15 protein-coding genes are annotated in these 17,841 nt (G+C 71.1%); 9 read left to right on the top strand and 6 right to left on the bottom strand.

Going from position 1 to position 17,841, the window contains the following annotated elements; all coding sequences use genetic code 11:
• The first annotated feature begins 153 nt into the window (after positions 1-153).
• From serC to O7632_RS05035, 4 genes are all read left to right on the top strand, one after another.
• Positions 154-1,281 (top strand): phosphoserine transaminase, encoded by a 1,128-nt coding sequence (serC, locus tag O7632_RS05050; RefSeq protein WP_278111814.1) that lies wholly within the window; start codon positions 154-156, stop codon positions 1,279-1,281.
• Between the two features lie 349 nt (positions 1,282-1,630).
• On the top strand, positions 1,631-2,707 hold the full coding sequence (gene sepH / locus O7632_RS05045; RefSeq protein ID WP_278111812.1) for a septation protein SepH: 1,077 nt from the start codon (positions 1,631-1,633) through the stop codon (positions 2,705-2,707).
• An 18-nt stretch (positions 2,708-2,725) separates the two neighbouring features.
• Complete coding sequence (locus O7632_RS05040) at positions 2,726-3,742, top strand: aldo/keto reductase (protein ID WP_278111810.1); 1,017 nt, start codon at positions 2,726-2,728, stop codon at positions 3,740-3,742.
• 521 nt (positions 3,743-4,263) lie between these two features.
• Positions 4,264-5,796, top strand: a complete 1,533-nt coding sequence (locus tag O7632_RS05035) for a non-reducing end alpha-L-arabinofuranosidase family hydrolase (RefSeq protein WP_278111809.1) — start codon at positions 4,264-4,266, stop codon at positions 5,794-5,796.
• Between the two features lie 128 nt (positions 5,797-5,924).
• Here O7632_RS05035 and O7632_RS05030 read toward each other — a convergent pair whose 3' ends face one another.
• From O7632_RS05030 to O7632_RS05020, 3 genes are all read right to left on the bottom strand, one after another.
• Positions 5,925-7,223: an MFS transporter gene (locus O7632_RS05030; RefSeq protein WP_278111808.1), complete on the bottom strand. Its 1,299-nt coding sequence runs from the start codon at positions 7,221-7,223 to the stop codon at positions 5,925-5,927.
• A 75-nt stretch (positions 7,224-7,298) separates the two neighbouring features.
• Positions 7,299-7,730: a MarR family transcriptional regulator gene (locus O7632_RS05025; RefSeq protein ID WP_278119843.1), complete on the bottom strand. Its 432-nt coding sequence runs from the start codon at positions 7,728-7,730 to the stop codon at positions 7,299-7,301.
• A 126-nt stretch (positions 7,731-7,856) separates the two neighbouring features.
• Entirely contained in the window at positions 7,857-9,320 is a 1,464-nt protein-coding gene (locus O7632_RS05020; RefSeq protein ID WP_278111807.1) for an NCS2 family permease, read from the bottom strand.
• Between the two features lie 287 nt (positions 9,321-9,607).
• Between O7632_RS05020 and O7632_RS05015 the strand changes: the two genes are divergently transcribed.
• Positions 9,608-9,814, top strand: a complete 207-nt coding sequence (locus O7632_RS05015) for a DUF2530 domain-containing protein (protein WP_278119841.1) — start codon at positions 9,608-9,610, stop codon at positions 9,812-9,814.
• Between the two features lie 9 nt (positions 9,815-9,823).
• Here O7632_RS05015 and O7632_RS05010 read toward each other — a convergent pair whose 3' ends face one another.
• Entirely contained in the window at positions 9,824-10,633 is an 810-nt protein-coding gene (locus O7632_RS05010) for a DUF3027 domain-containing protein (protein ID WP_278119839.1), read from the bottom strand.
• An 86-nt stretch (positions 10,634-10,719) separates the two neighbouring features.
• Here O7632_RS05010 and O7632_RS05005 point away from each other — a divergent pair, with 86 nt between their 5' ends.
• Genes O7632_RS05005 through O7632_RS04995 form a run of 3 tightly spaced genes read left to right on the top strand, consistent with a single transcriptional unit; the run spans position 10,720 to position 14,031 of the window.
• Positions 10,720-12,519: an MFS transporter gene (locus tag O7632_RS05005; RefSeq protein ID WP_278111806.1), complete on the top strand. Its 1,800-nt coding sequence runs from the start codon at positions 10,720-10,722 to the stop codon at positions 12,517-12,519.
• A gap of 34 nt (positions 12,520-12,553) precedes the next feature.
• Positions 12,554-13,213 carry a futalosine hydrolase gene (locus O7632_RS05000; RefSeq protein WP_278111805.1) on the top strand — a complete coding sequence of 220 codons (660 nt, stop codon included), beginning with the start codon at positions 12,554-12,556 and terminating at the stop codon, positions 13,211-13,213.
• On the top strand, positions 13,204-14,031 hold the full coding sequence (locus O7632_RS04995; RefSeq protein ID WP_278111804.1) for a 1,4-dihydroxy-6-naphthoate synthase: 828 nt from the start codon (positions 13,204-13,206) through the stop codon (positions 14,029-14,031). The genes O7632_RS05000 and O7632_RS04995 overlap by 10 nt, the downstream gene beginning before the upstream one ends.
• A gap of 20 nt (positions 14,032-14,051) precedes the next feature.
• Here O7632_RS04995 and O7632_RS04990 read toward each other — a convergent pair whose 3' ends face one another.
• Positions 14,052-14,441 (bottom strand): cold shock domain-containing protein, encoded by a 390-nt coding sequence (locus tag O7632_RS04990; RefSeq protein WP_278119838.1) that lies wholly within the window; start codon positions 14,439-14,441, stop codon positions 14,052-14,054.
• 57 nt (positions 14,442-14,498) lie between these two features.
• Complete coding sequence (locus tag O7632_RS04985; RefSeq protein ID WP_278119836.1) at positions 14,499-15,110, bottom strand: HAD family hydrolase; 612 nt, start codon at positions 15,108-15,110, stop codon at positions 14,499-14,501.
• Between the two features lie 136 nt (positions 15,111-15,246).
• Here O7632_RS04985 and O7632_RS04980 point away from each other — a divergent pair, with 136 nt between their 5' ends.
• Positions 15,247-17,799: a helicase-associated domain-containing protein gene (locus O7632_RS04980; protein WP_278111803.1), complete on the top strand. Its 2,553-nt coding sequence runs from the start codon at positions 15,247-15,249 to the stop codon at positions 17,797-17,799.
• Positions 17,800-17,841 lie beyond the last annotated feature (42 nt).

Here is a 17,841-nt window from a genome sequence, read left to right as displayed (position 1 = left end):
CGTCCGCTGGCGGGCACCGCCGCCGCTGGACCAGATCGGGCCCGGGGGTGTGGGGCACGCCTCAGTCACAGGCGTGGGACCACGCCCCGGGCCCGGTGCCGTGGGTGCGAGGATGGGAGACCCATAGCGCACCTGGAAGGACTGCTGGTAACCGTGGCTGACGTTGCGACCATCCGCATCCCAGACGAGATCAAGCCCGCCGACGGCAGGTTCGGCTGCGGCCCGTCCAAGGTCCGCCCGGCGGCCGTCTCGGCGCTGTCCGAGGTCGCGACCAGCTATCTGGGCACCTCGCACCGGCAGAAGACGGTCCGCGACGAGGTGGCCCGGCTGCGCCGGGGCATCGCCGAGTTCTTCGCCCTGCCCGACGGGTACGAGGTGATCCTCGGCAACGGCGGCACCACCGCGTTCTGGGAGGTCGCCACCTTCGGTCTGGTCCGCGACCGGGCCCAGTTCGCCAGTTTCGGTGAGTTCGGGGCCAAGTTCGCCAAGGCGGTACGCGACGCGCCGTTCCTCGGTGAACCGACGGTCCGCAAGGCCGACCCGGGTTCGGCGCCCACGCTGGTCGCCGAGGCGGGGGTGGACGTCTACGCCACCCCGCACAACGAGACCTCGACCGGGGTCGCGGTGCCGATCCGGCGGGTGGCCGGCGCCGACGACGGCGCTCTGATGCTGATCGACGCCACCTCCGGTGCCGGCGGGCTCGAGGTCGACCCGGCCGAGACCGACGTCTACTACTTCGCCCCGCAGAAGTGCTTCGGCTCCGACGGCGGGATCTGGTTGGCGTTGATGTCCCCGGCCGCGCTGGATCGGGCCGCGCAGGTCAAGGCGTCGGGCCGGTACATTCCGGCGTTCCTGGACCTGGTCACCGCGATCGACAACTCGCGGCTGGAGCAGACCTACAACACCCCGGCGTTGGCGACGATCTTCCTCGCCGCCGAACAGACCGACTGGATGAACGCCCAGGGCGGGCTCTCCTGGGCGGCGAAGCGGACCGCGGAGAGCGCGGCGGCGATCTACGGCTGGGCGGAGCGCTCGTCGGTGGCGACCCCGTTCGTCACCGACCCGACGCTGCGGTCCAACGTCGTGGCGACGATCGACTTCGCCGACGAGGTGGACGCCACGGCGGTCGCCAAGACGCTGCGCGCCAACGGCATCGTGGACACCGAGCCGTACCGCAAGCTCGGCCGCAACCAGCTGCGGGTGGCGCTGTTCCCGGCGGTCGACCCGGCCGACGTGGAGGCGCTCACCGCCTGCGTCGACTTCGTGATCGAGCGGCTCTGACCGAGCGACTCTGATCGGGCCCGGCGGCAACGCGACACCGACACCGGCCAAGCGACACCGGCGGTAGCCGCGCGACACGGCGAATTTAGTCACTCCTTGTGGCTGGATCAGCCGCTTTTAGCTATTATGTCGGTTGATTGCCGACTTGTCGTAACCGCTGCCGATAGCTCGGCCTCGATCGCCGTCCCGGCCCGTCGAGCCCACCGACCGGGCAGATCCAGGCAGCTCACCTGACACATGCGGCGTGGCCTACTCCCATCGGGTGACTTATCGGCGTACCGTGTTGCGGAGGACGCCGTGGACAGGTCGACCTGCGGCGCGGGCAGCTCAGCGGGACGGAGGCAACGCGATGCGCCCAGTACGCTTCGTCGCCCTCTCCGAGGACGGGCAGGCCCTGGTCCTCGCCGATGAGGTGGGTCGGCTGCTCGCGCTGCCCATCGACGACCGGATCTCCACGGCGGTGCAGGCCGATCCCGGGAGCCACCCAGCCACGTTGACCGTCGCCGCCTCGACCGGCGACAGCAAGCCGTCGCTGTCTCCACGCGACATCCAGGCCCGGATCCGGGCCGGTGAGTCCGCCGACGACGTCGCCCGGATCGCCGGCGTTCCCGTCGACCGGGTGCTGCGGTACGCCGGACCGGTGCTGCAGGAACGGGCGATGCTCGCCCAGCACGCGCGGCGGACCCGGCTGAAGAACTCGGAGAAGGGCGCCCCGCTCGCCGAGGTCGTCGACGGACGGCTGGCTCAGCACGGCATCGACGCCGAAAAGATCTCCTGGGACGCGTACCGTCGCGACGACGGCACGTGGCGGATCATCGCCACCTGGCCGTCGGGCAAGGCCACCGCTCAGGCGATCTGGGAGCTTGACAAGAGCCGCCAGGTCATCTCGCCACACGACGACATGGCGCAATATCTCTGCACCGAGCGTCCCACCCAGATCCTCGGCCAGGAGCCGGCACCGGAGCGGGGCGGCCACGCCCTACCCGGCCCGTCCCGGGGTGAGCTCGGTCGCGGTGGGCACGCACTGCCAGCGGCGGCGGCGGGCGACGCGCCACGGCCCGGCCGGGATCCGATCCGGGCCGGTCGCGACGCGCTGCTCGCCTCGCTGGATCGTCCGCTCGGCTCCGCCGCTGGTCGTGGCTTGGACCCGGCGGCATCCGCCGGCAACGACCCGGCCCGGCAGCGGTCGGTCGCCGGAGGCGCCGCCGCGTTGCTCGGTGGCGGTTCCGCCTTCGACGACGACGCCGACGCGCCGAAAGAGGTTCCTGCCGTGCCCTCGCTGGCGGTGCTCCGTCCTCGCCGGTCCGGGGCCGCCGCCGCTGCTGGCGAGACCCCGGCCGACAGTTCCGGCAAGCCCCGCAAGCGGCTGCCCAGCTGGGACGACGTCCTTTTCGGCAGCGGCCCGGCGGCCCGCGAGAGCTCCTGATCGGTCCGTTGCCGGCACATGCCGGACCCGCGTGGCAGGGTTGTGCCCATGGAGTACACCAACCTCGGGCGTACGGGACTGTCCGTGAGCCGGCTCTGCCTCGGCACCATGAACTTCGGACCGCAGACCACCGAAACCGACAGCTTCGCGATCATGGATCGGGCGCTGGAACACGGGATCAACTTCCACGACACCGCCAACGTCTACGGCTGGCAGCTCGGCGAAGGAATCACCGAGCAGATCATCGGCCGGTGGTACGCGCAGGGCGGCGGTCGACGCGAGAAGGTCGTCCTGGCTACTAAAGTGTACGGAAAGATGGGCGAATGGCCCAATGAGCAGGGTTTGTCGGCCCGGCACATCGTTCGCGCCTGTGAGGATTCGCTACGCCGCCTACAGACCGAGTGGATCGACCTGTACCAGATGCATCACGTCTCGCGGCAGACTCCATGGGAGGAGATCTGGCAGGCGATGGAGACACTGGTCGCGCACGGCAAGGTGCTCTACGTCGGCTCGTCCAACTTCGCGGGCTGGCACATCGCGGCCGCGCAGGAGGCGGCCGGTAAGCGCAACTTCCTCGGCCTGGTCGCCGAGCAGTGCATCTACAACCTGCTGACCCGCCATGTCGAGCTGGAGGTGATCCCGGCGGCGCAGCACTTCGGCCTCGGCGTCATCCCCTGGTCTCCGCTGCACGGCGGGTTGCTCAGCGGCGCGATCCGCAAGCAGGCCGCCGGCGAGCAGGCCCGCTCTGCCAGCGGTCGGTCCGCCGACGCGCTCGCCGAACATCGCGGCACCATCGAGGCGTACGAGAAGTTCTGTGCCGAGCTGGGTCATGAGCCAGCCGACGTGGCGCTGGCCTGGCTGTTGTCCCGTCCCGGGGTGACCGCCCCGATCATCGGCCCACGGACGATCGCCCAGCTGGACGGCGCGCTCGGCGCGCTCGACGTGACCCTGGACGAAGCCACCCTCCAGCGGCTGGACGAGCTGTTCCCGCCGGTCGGCCAGGGCGGACCTGGCCCGGAAGCCTGGGCCTGGTAATCGACGACAGCGGGCCGGCTGGCGGGGCGGTCCCGCAAGGCTGACGGCCGAGTCCCGCACGCGGTGGTCGAGCTGGCCGGGAAACCGAGCTGACCACGAGCCCGCGCCCGCTCGACCACCGTGCGTGGAACCGAAGGCCCACAATGATAAACATCAGTCGATGTTATCGACAACATCGACCCTTTCGCTGGGACCACATCGCAGCCCGCCCCGGTAGGTACTGCGGCACTTGCGGAGAGTCAGCGCTGGTATCAGGCAGCAGCACCACGGCACGCAGGTTGCCGACGAAGCTGCACTGTTACGACTTGACGAACGGCGTGTTATCGCTCACAGTCGATGGTCAAGGACGACGAGCGTCAGTGGTTCACCGGGCAAGCCCGCTTCGTCGGATCTGGTATTGGCGTGCGCCAGGGCAAGCGGACGCCTCCTCACCACCGGCGACCACGACACCGGCCCCGGCCACGCGTCGTGGTGCCTCCTCTCCGGGTAGACCGTCTGGCTCCGGCCATTGGAGGAAGTTCATGTTTGCCTTTGGTAGATCTCTATCTGTGGCGCCGCCGTCCCGGCGCCGTGGATGGTTGCCGCGGGTCGTCGCCGCTGGCGTGACGGCGGTACTCGCCGGCGTCGGCGCGGCGGCGGTGTCGACACCCGCCGCCGCCGCGACGGTCGACACGACCGCGTGGTACGTGCTGATCAACCGCAACAGCGGCAAAGCCCTGGACGTCTACAACCTCGCCACCAACGACGGGGCCCGCATCACCCAGTGGGCCCGCAACAACGGCAACCAGCAGCAGTGGCAGTTCGTCGACTCCGGCGGCGGCTACTACCGACTCAAGTCCCGACTCTCCGGCAAAGTCCTCGACGTCTACAACTGGTCTACCGCCAACGGCGCCGCCATCGTCCAATGGGCCGACCACAACGGCACCAACCAACAGTGGCGCCTCGCCGACTCCGACGGCGGACACATCCGACTGATCAGCCGACACAGCAACAAGGCCCTCGAAGTCCAAGGCGCCTCGACCGCCGACGGCGGCAACATCGTCCAGTACGACGACTGGAACGGCACCAACCAGCAATGGCAACTCGTCCGGGTCGACGGCGGCGGCAACCCGAACCCCGACCCGACCACGCCGCCGCCGGGTGGTACGTGCAACCTGCCGTCGACGTACCGGTGGTCCTCGACCGGCGCCCTCGCGCAGCCGGCCTCCGGCTGGGTGTCACTCAAGGACTTCACCCACGCCCCCTACAACGGCCAGCACCTCGTCTACGCCACCACCCACGACTTCGGTACGTCGTGGGGATCGATGAACTTCGGCCTGTTCTCCAACTGGAACCAGATGGGCTCGGCCAGCCAGAACCGCATGCCGTTCTCCGCCGTCGCACCGTCGCTGTTCTACTTCGCGCCGCGTAACGTGTGGGTCCTGGCCTACCAGTGGGGCGGACCGGCGTTCTCCTACCGGACGTCGACCAACCCGACGAACGTGAACAGCTGGTCGGCACACCAGACCCTGTTCACCGGCAGCATCTCCAACTCCGGCACCGGACCGATCGACCAGGCGTTGATCGGCGACGACCAGAACATGTACCTGTTCTTCGCCGGCGACAACGGCCGCATCTACCGGGCCAGCATGCCCATCGGCAACTTCCCCGGCAGCTTCGGCTCCAACTACACCACTATCATGACCGACACCACGAACAACCTGTTCGAAGGCGTCCAGGTCTACAAGCTGCAGGGTCAGCAGCGGTACCTGATGATCGTCGAGGCGATCGGCTCCCAGGGCCGCTACTTCCGCTCCTTCACCGCCACCAACCTCGGCGGATCGTGGACCCCGAACGCCACCAGCGAATCCAACCCCTTCGCCGGCCGGGCCAACAGCGGCGCCACCTGGACCAACGACATCAGCCACGGCGAGTTGATCCGCACCAACGCCGACCAGACCATGACCATCGACCCCTGCAACCTGCAGATGCTCTACCAAGGGCGGTCGCCCAACTCCGGCGGTGACTACGGCCTCCTGCCCTACCGGCCGGGAGTCCTGACCCTGCAACGCTGACCAACAGGCAACAAGAACGCGACATCTGACACGGCGGGCTCGGCACACAGCCGAGCTCGCCGCTGCACGTACCGAGAGGTCCTCGTCCAGCTGACGCAGACCCGTCCAGCTGACGCAGGCCCTCGGCCTCAGGGGCGGGCCGGCGACGGCTCGGCCGGACGGACGGAGAGCCGGGGCAGCGGAGACCAGCACAGCCGGACCCGGCTACGGGTACGCCGCAACTGCCACATCAGCGCGCCCGCAGCGGTGAGGAAGGAGACCAGGCCGCCCAGCCAGATGCTGGTGCCGGCGCCGAGATGTTCGGCCACCCAGCCGATCATCGGTGCCCCGACCGGGTTGGTACCCAGGAAGACCAACACCCACAGCGACATCACCCGGCCCCGGAAAGCGGCGTCCACGCCGAGCTGCACCCGCTGGTTGGATGCCTGCGCGAAGTAGACCATGAAGAAGCCGGTGGGTACCAGCAGGACCACGACCAGCCAGTACGTCGGCGCCAGGCCGACCAGCGTGCCGAGACCCGCGAACACCAGGGCGCTGCCGATCACCACGTACACCGAGGGACGATCTCGCCGCCCGCTCGCGGCCAGCGCCCCGGCGAGCGCGCCCACGGCCAGTGCCGTGGTGAACAGCCCGAAGGTGGCCGCGCCGGTGTTGAACACCGTCTTGGCCAGCGCGGCGAGGGTGAGCTGGAAGTTGAACAGCAGCAGCCCGAGTACGGCCATCAGCCCCATCGGCAGCAGCAGGTCGGGACGGCGGGCGACGTACCGCAACCCGTCGACCACCCGTGCGGCGTCGCGTTCGGCACGGGGCGGCAGCCCGGCCCGATGCAGTTCGCCGGCGCGCATCCGGACCAGACCCACCAGTGGCGCGGCCGACGAGACGGCGCTGATCAGGAAAACCGGGCCCACGTCGAAGGCGGCGATCGCCAGGCCGGCGACGGCCGGACCGACGATCCGGGCGGTGTTGAAGGTCGCCGAGGAGAGCGCGAGGGCGTTCGGTAGCAGCGGGGTGCCGACGAGCTCGGAGACGAACGCCTGACGTACCGGTGTCTCCAAGGCGTTGCCGACGCCGAGTAGTCCGGCGAAGACGAACACGTGCCAGAGCTGCACCACACCGGTCAGTACCAGCCCGCTCATCACCAGGGCCAGCACGCACCAGATCGCGTTGGCGACGAAGAGCAGCAGCCGCTTGTCGTAGCGGTCCGCGAGCCGGCCGAAGAACAGCGTGAAGAGCAGGACCGGCGTGAACTGCAGGGCGACCACCACGCCGAGGGCGGTGGCGGAGTCGTCCGAAAGCTGCAGGACCAGCCAGTCCTGTGCGATGAACATCATCCACACGCCGATCAACTTGATCAGCTGGCCGGTGGCGAAGATCCGGTAGTTGCGGACCTGTAGGGACTGGAAGGTGGTGTTCAGTGTCGCCCGCACTCGGGGTGCGCCTCCTCGGGTCGTACGCGTCATCCACGTGGGACGAAGCGGACCCGGACGCGACGACCGTCTCGGTCAGCCGCGGGCGACCTCCGAGAGGATCTCGGCGGCCCGCCGTAGCGTGTCGCGATCGTCGGGACTCAGCTCACCGAGCCGGGTGGCCAGCCATTCATCGCGTATCCGCTCGAATCCGGCGATCACCTCGCGGCCTGATGCGGTGGCTGACAGGATGACCTGGCGGCCGTCGGTCGGGTGCGGGGTACGCCGCACCAGTCCGCGCTCCTCAAGCTTGGCGACGATCTTGGTCATCGTCGGTGGCTGCACCCGCTCGACGTCGGACAGCTCCCGGGGGCTCATCGCGCCGGCCAGCTCGAGACTGGTGAGCGCGGAGAGCTGGGTAACCGTGAGATCGCCGACCGGGCGAGCCTGTCTGACCCGTCGGTTGAGCCGGGTGATGGCATCGCGCAGGGACGTCGCCAGTTGCGCCGCCGTGACCTGCTCGCCCATCACCGCCCACTCCGTCACGTTCGTTAGCCTAACTAACGAACCACTCGATCGCCCAGCCGATATGACCACGGTCACCGGCGGCACCACGAGGGTACCGCCGGTGGCGACTGCCGGACGCCGCGCCGGTCAACCGATCAGCAACTCCAGCGGATGCCGCAGGAAGTAGAGGGTGAAGAGCGCGGCCACGCCGTACAGCAGCGGGTGCACCTGCGCCGCCTTGCCCTTGACCAGCTTGATCAGCACGAAGGTGATCACCCCGGCACCGATCCCGTTGGAGATCGAGTAGGTGAACGGCATCAACACGATCGTCAGGAACGCCGGAATGGCGATCTCGTAGTCGGTCCAGTCGATGGTCCGGACGGCGGTCAGCATCAGGAAGCCGACGACCACCAGCGCGGTCGACGCCGCCTCGAACGGCACCACCTCGACCAGCGGAGACAGAAAGACGGCGAGCAGGAACAGCGCGCCGGTGACCAGGTTGGCCACTCCGGTCCGGGCACCCTCCGCGACACCGGCGGCGCTTTCGATGTACGACGTGTTGCTCGACGTGCTGGCCGCACCGCCCGCCGCGGCGGCGATCGAATCGACGATCAAGATCTCCTTGGTACGCGGCGGCATCCCCTCGGCGTCGAGCAGGTTCCCTTCCTGACCGACGGCGACCATCGTGCCCATCGTGTCGAAGAAGTCGGTGAGCAGCAGGGTGAAGACGAACATCAGGGCGATCAGCCAGGTCGCCGAATCCCAGGCGCCCAGCACACTGAAGTTGCCCAGCAGCGACAGGTCCGGCATGCCGACCACCCGATCGGGCATGCTCGGCACGGTCAGCGACCAGCCACCGGGCTGGCCGTCGGGTCCTCCGGCCGGGCCGAGTCCGCCGATCGCCTCGACCACGATCGCCAGTACGGTCGAGCCGAGGATGCCGATCAGGATCGCGCCGCGCACCTTGCGGACGACCAGCACCAGGGTCAGCAGCAGGCCGAGCACGAAAACCAGGGCCGGCCAGGTGGCGATCTGACCGTTGACGCCGAGACCGAGCGGTGGAGACGCGGTGCCGCCGGTGACGAATCCGGCGTTGACGAAACCGATCAGAGCCAGGAACAGCCCGATGCCGACCCCGATCGCCGTCTTCAACTGCGTCGGTACGGCCCGGAAGACCGCCGTACGCAGGCCGGTCAACACCAACACCAGGATGATCACACCTTCGATGACCACCAGCCCCATCGCGTCGGCCCAGGTCATCTGGGGCGCGATCTCGAAGGCGACGAGCGCGTTGACACCCAGTCCGGCGGCCAGCGCCAGCGGGAACCGGGCGACCACGCCCATCAACACGGTCATGATCCCGGCGACCAGGGCGGTGGCCGCCGCGATCGCCGGGATTGCCAGGCTGGCTCCGTCGCCGTCGACCGCGCTGCCCAGGATCAGCGGGTTGAGTACGACGATGTAGGCCATCGTGAAGAAGGTGGCCAGTCCACCCCGTACCTCGCGGCCCGGAGTCGATCCGCGGGCGGTGATCTCGAAGAACCGGTCGAACGCGTTCCGTGGACCACGGTCCGGGGCGGTACCCGCCGTCTCCGCCGACACTGTCGCCATAAGGTTCCTCACAGGTGATCACAAGGATGGATGCGCCATCGTCTCAGATCAACTGTTACCAGAAAAGTACTTCAGGGTTACGACCCACGACATCAATGCTGGGGCAGCACGGCCGACCAGCCAGCGACCGACCAGCGGCCGGGCGGCGGCCAGCCAGCGGTCCGCCGCGATCGGCGAGGACGTACGCTGGTCAGGTGCCCGACTCGCCGCCGATCATCGCTCCGGACACCTCGGCCGGCTCGCTGCGGCCCTTGAAGGCACCCCGTCCGGCACCACTCGATCCCCCGATGGTGCCGTTCGCCGTCGGCGGGATGATCGCCTGGGCGCTCGCTGGCGTGGTCTGCCTGCTCGCCCGCGACTGGCTCGCCGTCCACGACCGGACCGACTGGCTGTGGACCTGCCTGGCCGGGCTGCTGCTCGGCCTACCCGGCCTGGCGGTGATGCTCCACCATGACGCGCGCCGCCGCCGTCGGCGGCGCGCGGAACGGAGCTGAGCAGGCCGGTCAGCTCTCCGGTGAAACCGGGGGCGGCCCGACCGCGACGGTCTCCACCTCACCGTCGTCGTAGATCGTCGGGAGTTCGTCGACCGGGGTGTCCGGCGCGCCGATCAACGTCTCGGAATGCGCCCCGCACCCGTGGTCCACGCTCACCACCCGGCCGTCGTCCGGGGCGTAGACGTTGCCGCAGACGCCGAACACCTGACGCAGCGATCCGGCGAGCAACAGATAGAAGCCGCAGGATCCGCAGCGCGCCGACGTGGGCGCGGCGATCGAAATCGGGGCTTCCGGTCCGTGTTCGCCGTCGTACCACCGCTGCGCGGTCTCGGCCCGGCCGTCCCGGGACATCACCCGGCTACGTCCCAGGCCCAGCTCCCAGGAGACCTCCTCGACCGCCGGATCGTCGGACTGCAGGTAACCAGGTGCGAGCCGGTCGTCGTCGAAGGACGTGGGCAGCAGGTCACCGACGCCCAGGTCGCCCGGCTGCAGCCGGTCCTGCCAGGGCAGCCACCCCGGAGCGAGCAGCGCGTCCGGGCCGGGCAGCAGCACCGTTTCGCAGACGGTGACCTGCCGGCTGCGCGCGACCCGGGTGACGGTCACCGCCCAGCGCCACCCCCGGTAGCCCGCGAGCTGGCAGTCGAAAAGGTGGGTGACCAGCCGCTCGCCTTCGGCGACGGCCTGCAGGTGGTCGCCGACCTCAGCCGGTTCCACCACCTCGACAAGTGCCGCATGAGCCACCTCGACGGCCTTGGCACACACCATGTCGAGGCGGAAAGCGCGAGCCGTGCTCCTGGTCACCGTCCCATTGTTGCCTATCGGTCCCGGCCGGCGACAGGCACTCCCCGACAGCATTTCCACGACAGCTCGAGACGAGACCGCACCGGATGGGTGAGTATGGGGGCATGCCGCTGCTTCGCACCCTCGGCCGCACCACGGGGGCCGCCCTTCGCGGGTCCCGGGCGGTGCTGCGCGGCACCACGTACAGCGGTCGCTGGGCCGGGCGCACAGTGCTGAAGGTGCGGCAACGCGGGGCCGGCGGCGAACCGGGCATGACCCGACTGTTCGATCTACACGCTGCGTCGTGCGCCGGTGACACGCTGATAACGATCGGCCTGGCCGGCACGATCTTCTTCAGCGCCCCGCTCGGCGAGGCACGCAGCAGCGTCGCGCTGTACCTGCTCGTGACGATGGTGCCGTTCGCGCTGCTGGCACCGGTGGTCGGTCCGGTCCTCGACCATTTCCGGCACGGCCGGCGGTACGCGCTGGCGACGACGATGCTCGGCCGGGCGTTCCTGGCCTGGCTGATCGCCGACCACCTGAACGGATTCGGGCTCTACCCGGCCGCGTTCGGCGTGCTCGCCCTGTCCCGCGCGTACGGGGTCGGCCGGTCGGCCGCCGTACCCCGGCTGCTGCCGGCCGGGCTGGGCCTGTCCCAGGCCGGCGCACGGGCCAGCGTCTACGGCACGATCGCCGGCGCGGTCGTCGCCCCACTCGGCCTGGCCGCGTTCTGGTTCGGTCCGCAGTGGCCGCTGCGCGTCGCCTCGGTCATCTTCCTGATCGGGATGGTGATCGCGCTACGGCTGCCGCCCCGGGCCGACTCGGAGCCGCCGGAGCGGGTGCCACGCGCGTTCGCGTGGTTCCGCTTCGGTCGCCGCCCGGACCGGCAGCGGATCCTCTCCGGCCGGCTGGTGATCGCCACCCTGGTCGGCAGCTGCACCCTGCGCTGCCTGTACGGGTTCCTGCTGCTCTACCTCGCCTTCGCGATCAAGGCCGGTGATCTGACCACTGTCGTGTTCGGCCGGGACCTCGGCGACGAAGGGGCGTTGGGTCTGGTCGGGGCGGCCCTGGCGGCGGGTAGCTTCACCGCGACCGCGATCGGTGCCCGGATGCGGATCCACCGCCCGCTCGCGTTGCAGTCCAGTGGGCTGGTGATCGTGGCCGGCGTCGGGGTACTGGCCACGGTGCGGTTCTCGCTGCCGCTGGTCGTGCTGTTCTGTTTCGTCACCGCGATCATCAGCGGGATCGCCAAACTCGCGGTGGACGCGACCATCCAGGAGCGGATCCGGGAACGGCTGCGGGCCAGCGCCTTCGCCCACTCGGAGACCATCCTGATGCTGGCCTTCGTCGCGGGCGGCGCGGTCGGTCTGATCCCGCTCGACGGTCGGATCGGGGTCGCGGCCGCCGCCGGCTTCGCGGTCCTGGCGGCGACCCGAGCGGTCGTCGTGTCCGGCCGGCAGCGCAAGGAGCGGCTCAACGGCCGGCCGTCCGCCGAGACCGACGAGCCCGCGGCGGAAGCCCCGCCGGACGTCGACCGGGCGGCGGATCGTCCGGTACCACCCGGCGAGACCGACCCCCCGGCCGCCCCTGGGCCGACCACCGGCGGGACGCCGGGCGGCGCGACGCCCCGCGGCCGGTCGATCTTCCCGGCCCGGCCCCGACCGCGCCGGTCCCCGACGACCGGAACCGGGCAGCCGGCTACCGGACCAGCCGTATCCACCGAGACCGGACCGACCGGCACCGGACCAGCCGGGACCGGACCTGAACCGGCGGTGACCGACAGCGGCGACACCGGCGGCGGCAGGCAGGATGACACCGGTGACGACGAGTTGGCACCGCCCGGATTCCACATCTACCGACCATCGTCGGCGGTCGGCGGCCGGGACGCGACGGACACCCGTACCGAACCCGAGCCGAGCGGTTGAGCCGGCAGAGGCACCCTCGGTGCGGATACTGATCATGACCGCCGTCGAAGCCGAGGCAGCCGCCCTGCGAGCCGGGCTGGGGCCACGGTCCACCGGAATCGAGGTCGTCGCGGCCGGAGTGGGCTCCGCCGTGGCGGCCGCCGCGACCGCCCGGCAGCTGGCCGTCGCGGCGGGTGCCGGCCGGCCGTACCAGGCGGTGGTCAGCGCCGGAATCGGCGGCGGGTTCCCGGACCGAGTCGACGTCGCGGCGACGGTCCTGGCGACCAGCAGCATCGCCGCCGACCTCGGCGCGGAGTCACCGACCGGGTTCATCGGCATCGACGAACTGGGCTTCGGCTCGGCCGTGGCGGCCACCGACGCCACGCTGACCAACTGGCTCCGTGGCGCGTTACCGCACGCCGTAGCCGGTCAGGTCTTGACGGTGAACACCGTCACCGGCACCGAAGCGACCGCGACCGCCCTCGCCGTACGGCATCCGGACGCACTGGCCGAAGCGATGGAGGGGTACGGGGTGGCCTGCGCGGCGGCGCTGGCCCGCCTACCGTTCGCCGAACTCCGTACCATCTCCAACCCGGTCGGACCCCGCGACCGTTCCCGGTGGCGGATCCCCGCCGCGCTGGCCGCGTTGACGGCGGCCGGCACCGCCCTGGACCGGACGGCGGATCAGCTGGCTACCGTGGTCGGGTGGCCCTGAAGCTGGCGTTCTCGCCCTGCCCCAACGACACCTTCGTCTTCCACGCCCTGGTGCACGGGCTGGTCCCGACGGCACCTCCGGTCACCGTGACCTACGCCGACGTGGACGTCACCAACACCGCCGCGCAGCGAGGCGAGTACGACCTGGTGAAGGTGAGCTACGCGGCGCTGCCGTGGCTGCTGGACAGCTATCACCTGCTGCCCTGCGGCGGGGCGCTCGGCCGGGGCTGCGGGCCGCTGCTGCTCGCCAAGGACGGCGACGCCCGGCGCGACCTGACCGGCGCGACGGTGGCGGTGCCGGGCGAGCGGACCACCGCGTACCTGCTGTTCCGGCTCTGGTCGGCGGGTCGACCGCCGGCCCGGATCGAGGTGGTCCCGTTTCACGAGATCATGCCGGGGGTAGCCGCCGGCCGATACGACGCCGGGCTCGTGATCCACGAGGCCCGCTTCACCTACCCCCGGTACGGCCTGACCGAACTGGTCGACCTCGGCGCCTGGTGGGAGACGGACACCGGCCTGCCGATCCCGCTCGGCGCGGTCCTGGCCCGGCGCGGCGTCGTCGACCCGACCGAGGCGGCCGGCTGGATCCGGGAGTCGGTACGTCGTGCCTGGGCCGACCCGGCGGGTTCCCGCGACTACGTGCTGCGCCACGCCCAGGAGATGGAACCAGACGTGGTGGACCGGCACATCGGTCTGTACGTCAACGAGTTCACCGCCGACCTGGGGCCGGACGGATTCGCGGCGGTACGGGCGCTACTCGACCGGGCGGCGGCACAGGGGTTGACCCCGGCGCCGCCGTACCCGGTCGGTGTCGACTGAGATCCGCCTCGGCTTCGGCCTCAGCTGCCCTCCAGCTCACGCGCGACGGCGTGCACCAGCTGCGCCACCGTCTGCGCCGTCTTGCGGTCCGGGAACCGGCCTCGGCGCAGGTCCGGCTGCACCTTGGCCTCCAGCACCTTGATCATGTCCTCGACGAGGCCGTGGAGCTCCTCCGGTGGGCGGCGACGCAGTTCGGCGACGGACGGTGGCGCCTCCAGCAGCTGTACGCCGAGCGCCTGTGCGCCACGCCGGCTGTCCACCACCCCGAACTCGATCCGCTGTCCGGATTTCAGGTCGGTGACGCCAGCTGGCAGCGCTCCCTTCGGCAGGAACACGTCGCCACCTTCGTCGCTGGTGACAAAGCCGTATCCCTTCCCTGCGTCGTACCACTTCACTCGACCCGTCGGCACCACTGACCTCGACTTCACTTGGCGGATTGACCGTCACCCCACGTGCAGGATTGACCGTCACAAGGCTAGCCGCAGCAGGCCATCGAGCGCCGCTGGGAATCGGGTCAGGTCGTCGATGACGACGTCAGCGCCGGCCATCCGCAGGTCAGCCGCCGCGCAGGGCCCGGAGGCGACACCGATTCCGGGGATGCCGGCGGTCCGGGCGGCCACCATGTCGGCCGTGTGGTCGCCGACGTAGATCCCGACGCCGTACTCCCGCAGTGCCGTCGCCTTGCCCTCGGCGAACAGGTCACCGGCGAGGTCGTCGACCGGCAGGTTCAGATGGTCCAGGTGCAGCCGGGCCAGCCGGCCGAGCTTGGAGGTGACCACGACGACCCGGCCGCCCCGGGCCCGGACCAGGTCGATCGCGTCGACCGCGCCGGGCAGCGGCCGGGACGGCGAGACCGCGTAGGCGGGGTAGAGCGCCCGGAACTGCTCGACGGCGGCATCCACCTGGTCGGCGGGGAACCACTGGCTGATCTCGTGGCGCAGCGGCGGCCCGAGCCGCCCGACGGCCACCTCGGCGTCCACGTGAACGCCGGTGCGGGCGGTCAGCTCCCGATAGGTCGCGGCGATCCCGGGCCGCGAGTCGATCAACGTCATGTCCAGGTCGAATCCGACCGACGGCATCATCCGCGTCTTCCTCCCCCTCGGCGCGGTACCGAGCGGCCATCCTCGCATGGCGGCCCGTTCCGCACGGCCGATGCCATCCGGACGTGACGGCTGAGGCCGGCTGAGCCGTTCGGGAGGCTAGCGTGGAAGAACCATGGCCACCACACTCGTCGACCACCTGCGCGCCCGCTCCGACGCCGAGCTGGGCGAACTGCTGCGGCTGCGACCCGATCTGGTCGTGCCGGTCCCGACCGACCTGACCACTCTCGCCGCCCGGGCGCAGTCCCGGGTGTCGACCGCTCGCGCCCTCGACGACCTGGACGAGTTCACCCTGCGAATCCTGGACGGGGCGCGGCTGACCCGGGATCCGGCGGACGGACTCACCTCGGTCGACGCGGTGCTGGCGTTGGCGGCCGTACCGGGTGCCGGGGCGAGCGCCGCGCAGGTCAGGGCGGCGTTGGACCGGCTGTCGGCCCGCTGCCTGGTGTACGGAACGGCGCAGCGGCTGCGGGTGGCCGGCGGGGTCGACGACGCGTGTTCGCCGTACCTGGCCGGGCTGGGCCGACCGGCGGCCGAGTTGGATCCGCAGGTGGCGCGATGCTGTGCCGACCCGGCTCAGTTGCGCCGCACGGTGCTCAGCGCGCCGCCGTCGGCGCGCGCCGTGCTGGACCGGCTGGCGGCAGGTCCGCCGATCGGCACGGTCAGCGCCGGCACGGTCAGCGCCGGCACAGTCAGCGCCGGCACGGTCAGCGCGGACGCGGCGACGAGCGCCCGCGCCGGCGCCACGACGGGCACCGGCACCGCCGCTGGCGTCGGCACACCGGCGGACGGGGTGAGCCCGGTACGTTGGCTGGTCGAAGCCGGTCTGCTCGCCGTGGTCACCGACGGGCCGGCGACCGCCGGTGGTGGTCAGGCGGTCGAGCTGCCCCGGGAGGTGGGGGTGCTGCTGCGCCGGGACACCGGCCCGCTCGGCCCGCTGCGGCCCGAGCCGCCGCCGATCGAACCGGCCGGCCGGGATCCGAAGACCGTCGACCTGACCGGCGCCGGGCAGGCCACGGAGCTGGTCCGACACACCGCCGGGCTGCTGGAGTCGCTGGCCGGCGAGCCGGCTCTGCTGCTGCGTACCGGCGGAATCGGGGTCCGGGACGTACGCCGGCTGGCCCGGTCCGGCGGGATCAGCGAGAGCCTCACCGGCCTGCTGATCGAGATCAGCTACGCGGCGGGTCTGCTCGGTGAGGCCGAGGCCCCTGGGACGGCCGCCCGGTCCTCGGTCGATCAGCAGGTGCTGCCGACGTCAGGCTACGACCGCTGGCTGGCCGGACCGCCGGCCCGACGGTGGGAGCAACTCGCCGAGGCATGGCTGGCGATGACCCGGCGGGCGAGTCTGATCGGCCAGCGTGACGACCGGGGCCGGCCGATCACGCCACGATCGGTCGAGGTCGAGCGGGCCGGGGTGCCGGCCGTACGCCGGACCGTGCTGGCGGTGCTGGCCGGGCTGGAGCCCGGCGCGGCACCGGACACCGACGAGGTGCTGACCCGGCTGACCTGGCAGTCCCCCCGGCGCAGCCGGGGACGTGGGGACGAGGTGCATCGGGAGGTGCTCACCGAAGCCGCGCAGCTCGGTCTGACCGGGTTGGGAGCCTTGACCACGTACGGCCGGTTGCTGCTCGCCGGTGACAGCCGGGCGGCGGGTGGCCCAGCCGACGACGACCCACTCGGCGTACGGGCGACCGAACGCGAACATCGGGGCGAGGCGTCGCCGGTCGAGCGGGCGCTGGACGCCCTGCTGCCGGCACCGGTCGACCACGTTCTGGTGCAGGCCGATCTGACGGTGGTGGTGCCGGGGCCGCCGGAGCCGGCGCTGACCACCGAGCTGGAGTCGGTGGCCGAGCCGGAGTCGACCGGGGCGGCGAGCGTCTACCGGGTCACGCCGGCCAGCGTGCGGCGGGCGCTCGACGCCGGCTACCAGGCCGACGATCTGCATGAGATGTTCGCCCGGCGGTCCCGTACGCCGATCCCGCAGGCACTGACCTATCTGATCGACGACGCCGCGCGGACCCACGGCGGCTTGCGGATCGGGTCGGCCGGCGGCTATCTGCGCAGCGACGACGAGGCGCTGGTGGCCGAGGTGCTGGCCGATCGGCGGTTGGCCGCCCTGTCGTTGCGCCGGCTGGCGCCGACGGTCCTGGTCGCGGCGGCGCCGGTCGCTCGTCTGCTGGAGTCGTTGCGGGAGGCGGGGTACGCCCCGATGGCGGAGGACGGCTCGGGGGCGACGGTGCGGCGGCGACCTCGGGTACGGCGGGCACCGCACCGGCACCCGGTGACGTTGTGGGCCACGGATCCGCTGGCCGCGCCGACGTTGACCAGGCCACGGCTCGCCGGCCTGGTCGAGCAGTTGCGCGACGGGGAGGCGGCGGCGCGGGCGGCGCGCCGGGCCCCTGATCCGGTACGCGCCGCGAACGGCCGGCCGGTCGACGGGTTGACCCCGGTGCAGGCCCACTCTCAGGCGTTGGCGGTGCTGCAGCAGGCGATCCGGGACCGTTCGATGGTCTGGGTGGGGTACGTCGACGCCCATGGTGCCGCCGCGTCCCGACTGGTCCGTCCGGTGTCGATCGGTGGGGGCTACCTACGGGCGGAGGACGAACGGACCGAGACCCTGCATACGTTCGCGTTGCAGCGGGTGACCGCCGCCGTGGTCCACGACTGACGTCGAGACGTCCCGGGACTCTGGCGGCGATCGCACGACGAC

Source organism: Solwaraspora sp. WMMD406, from assembly GCF_029626025.1.
Lineage (GTDB): Bacteria > Actinomycetota > Actinomycetes > Mycobacteriales > Micromonosporaceae > Micromonospora_E.
This window is presented reverse-complemented; position numbering and strand designations above follow the sequence as displayed.

Excerpts from the sequence above, each read along its gene's own strand:
- sepH (WP_278111812.1), top strand. The coding sequence starts at position 1,631 with ATGCGCCCAGTACGCTTCGTCGCCCTCTCCGAGGACGGGCAGGCCCTG.
- O7632_RS05040 (WP_278111810.1), top strand. The coding sequence starts at position 2,726 with ATGCCGGACCCGCGTGGCAGGGTTGTGCCCATGGAGTACACCAACCTC.
- O7632_RS05035 (WP_278111809.1), top strand. The coding sequence starts at position 4,264 with ATGTTTGCCTTTGGTAGATCTCTATCTGTGGCGCCGCCGTCCCGGCGC.
- O7632_RS05025 (WP_278119843.1), bottom strand. The coding sequence starts at position 7,730 with ATGGGCGAGCAGGTCACGGCGGCGCAACTGGCGACGTCCCTGCGCGAT.
- O7632_RS05020 (WP_278111807.1), bottom strand. The coding sequence starts at position 9,320 with ATGGCGACAGTGTCGGCGGAGACGGCGGGTACCGCCCCGGACCGTGGT.
- O7632_RS05015 (WP_278119841.1), top strand. The coding sequence starts at position 9,608 with ATGGTGCCGTTCGCCGTCGGCGGGATGATCGCCTGGGCGCTCGCTGGC.
- O7632_RS05005 (WP_278111806.1), top strand. The coding sequence starts at position 10,720 with ATGCCGCTGCTTCGCACCCTCGGCCGCACCACGGGGGCCGCCCTTCGC.
- O7632_RS05000 (WP_278111805.1), top strand. The coding sequence starts at position 12,554 with ATGACCGCCGTCGAAGCCGAGGCAGCCGCCCTGCGAGCCGGGCTGGGG.
- O7632_RS04985 (WP_278119836.1), bottom strand. The coding sequence starts at position 15,110 with ATGCCGTCGGTCGGATTCGACCTGGACATGACGTTGATCGACTCGCGG.
- O7632_RS04980 (WP_278111803.1), top strand. The coding sequence starts at position 15,247 with ATGGCCACCACACTCGTCGACCACCTGCGCGCCCGCTCCGACGCCGAG.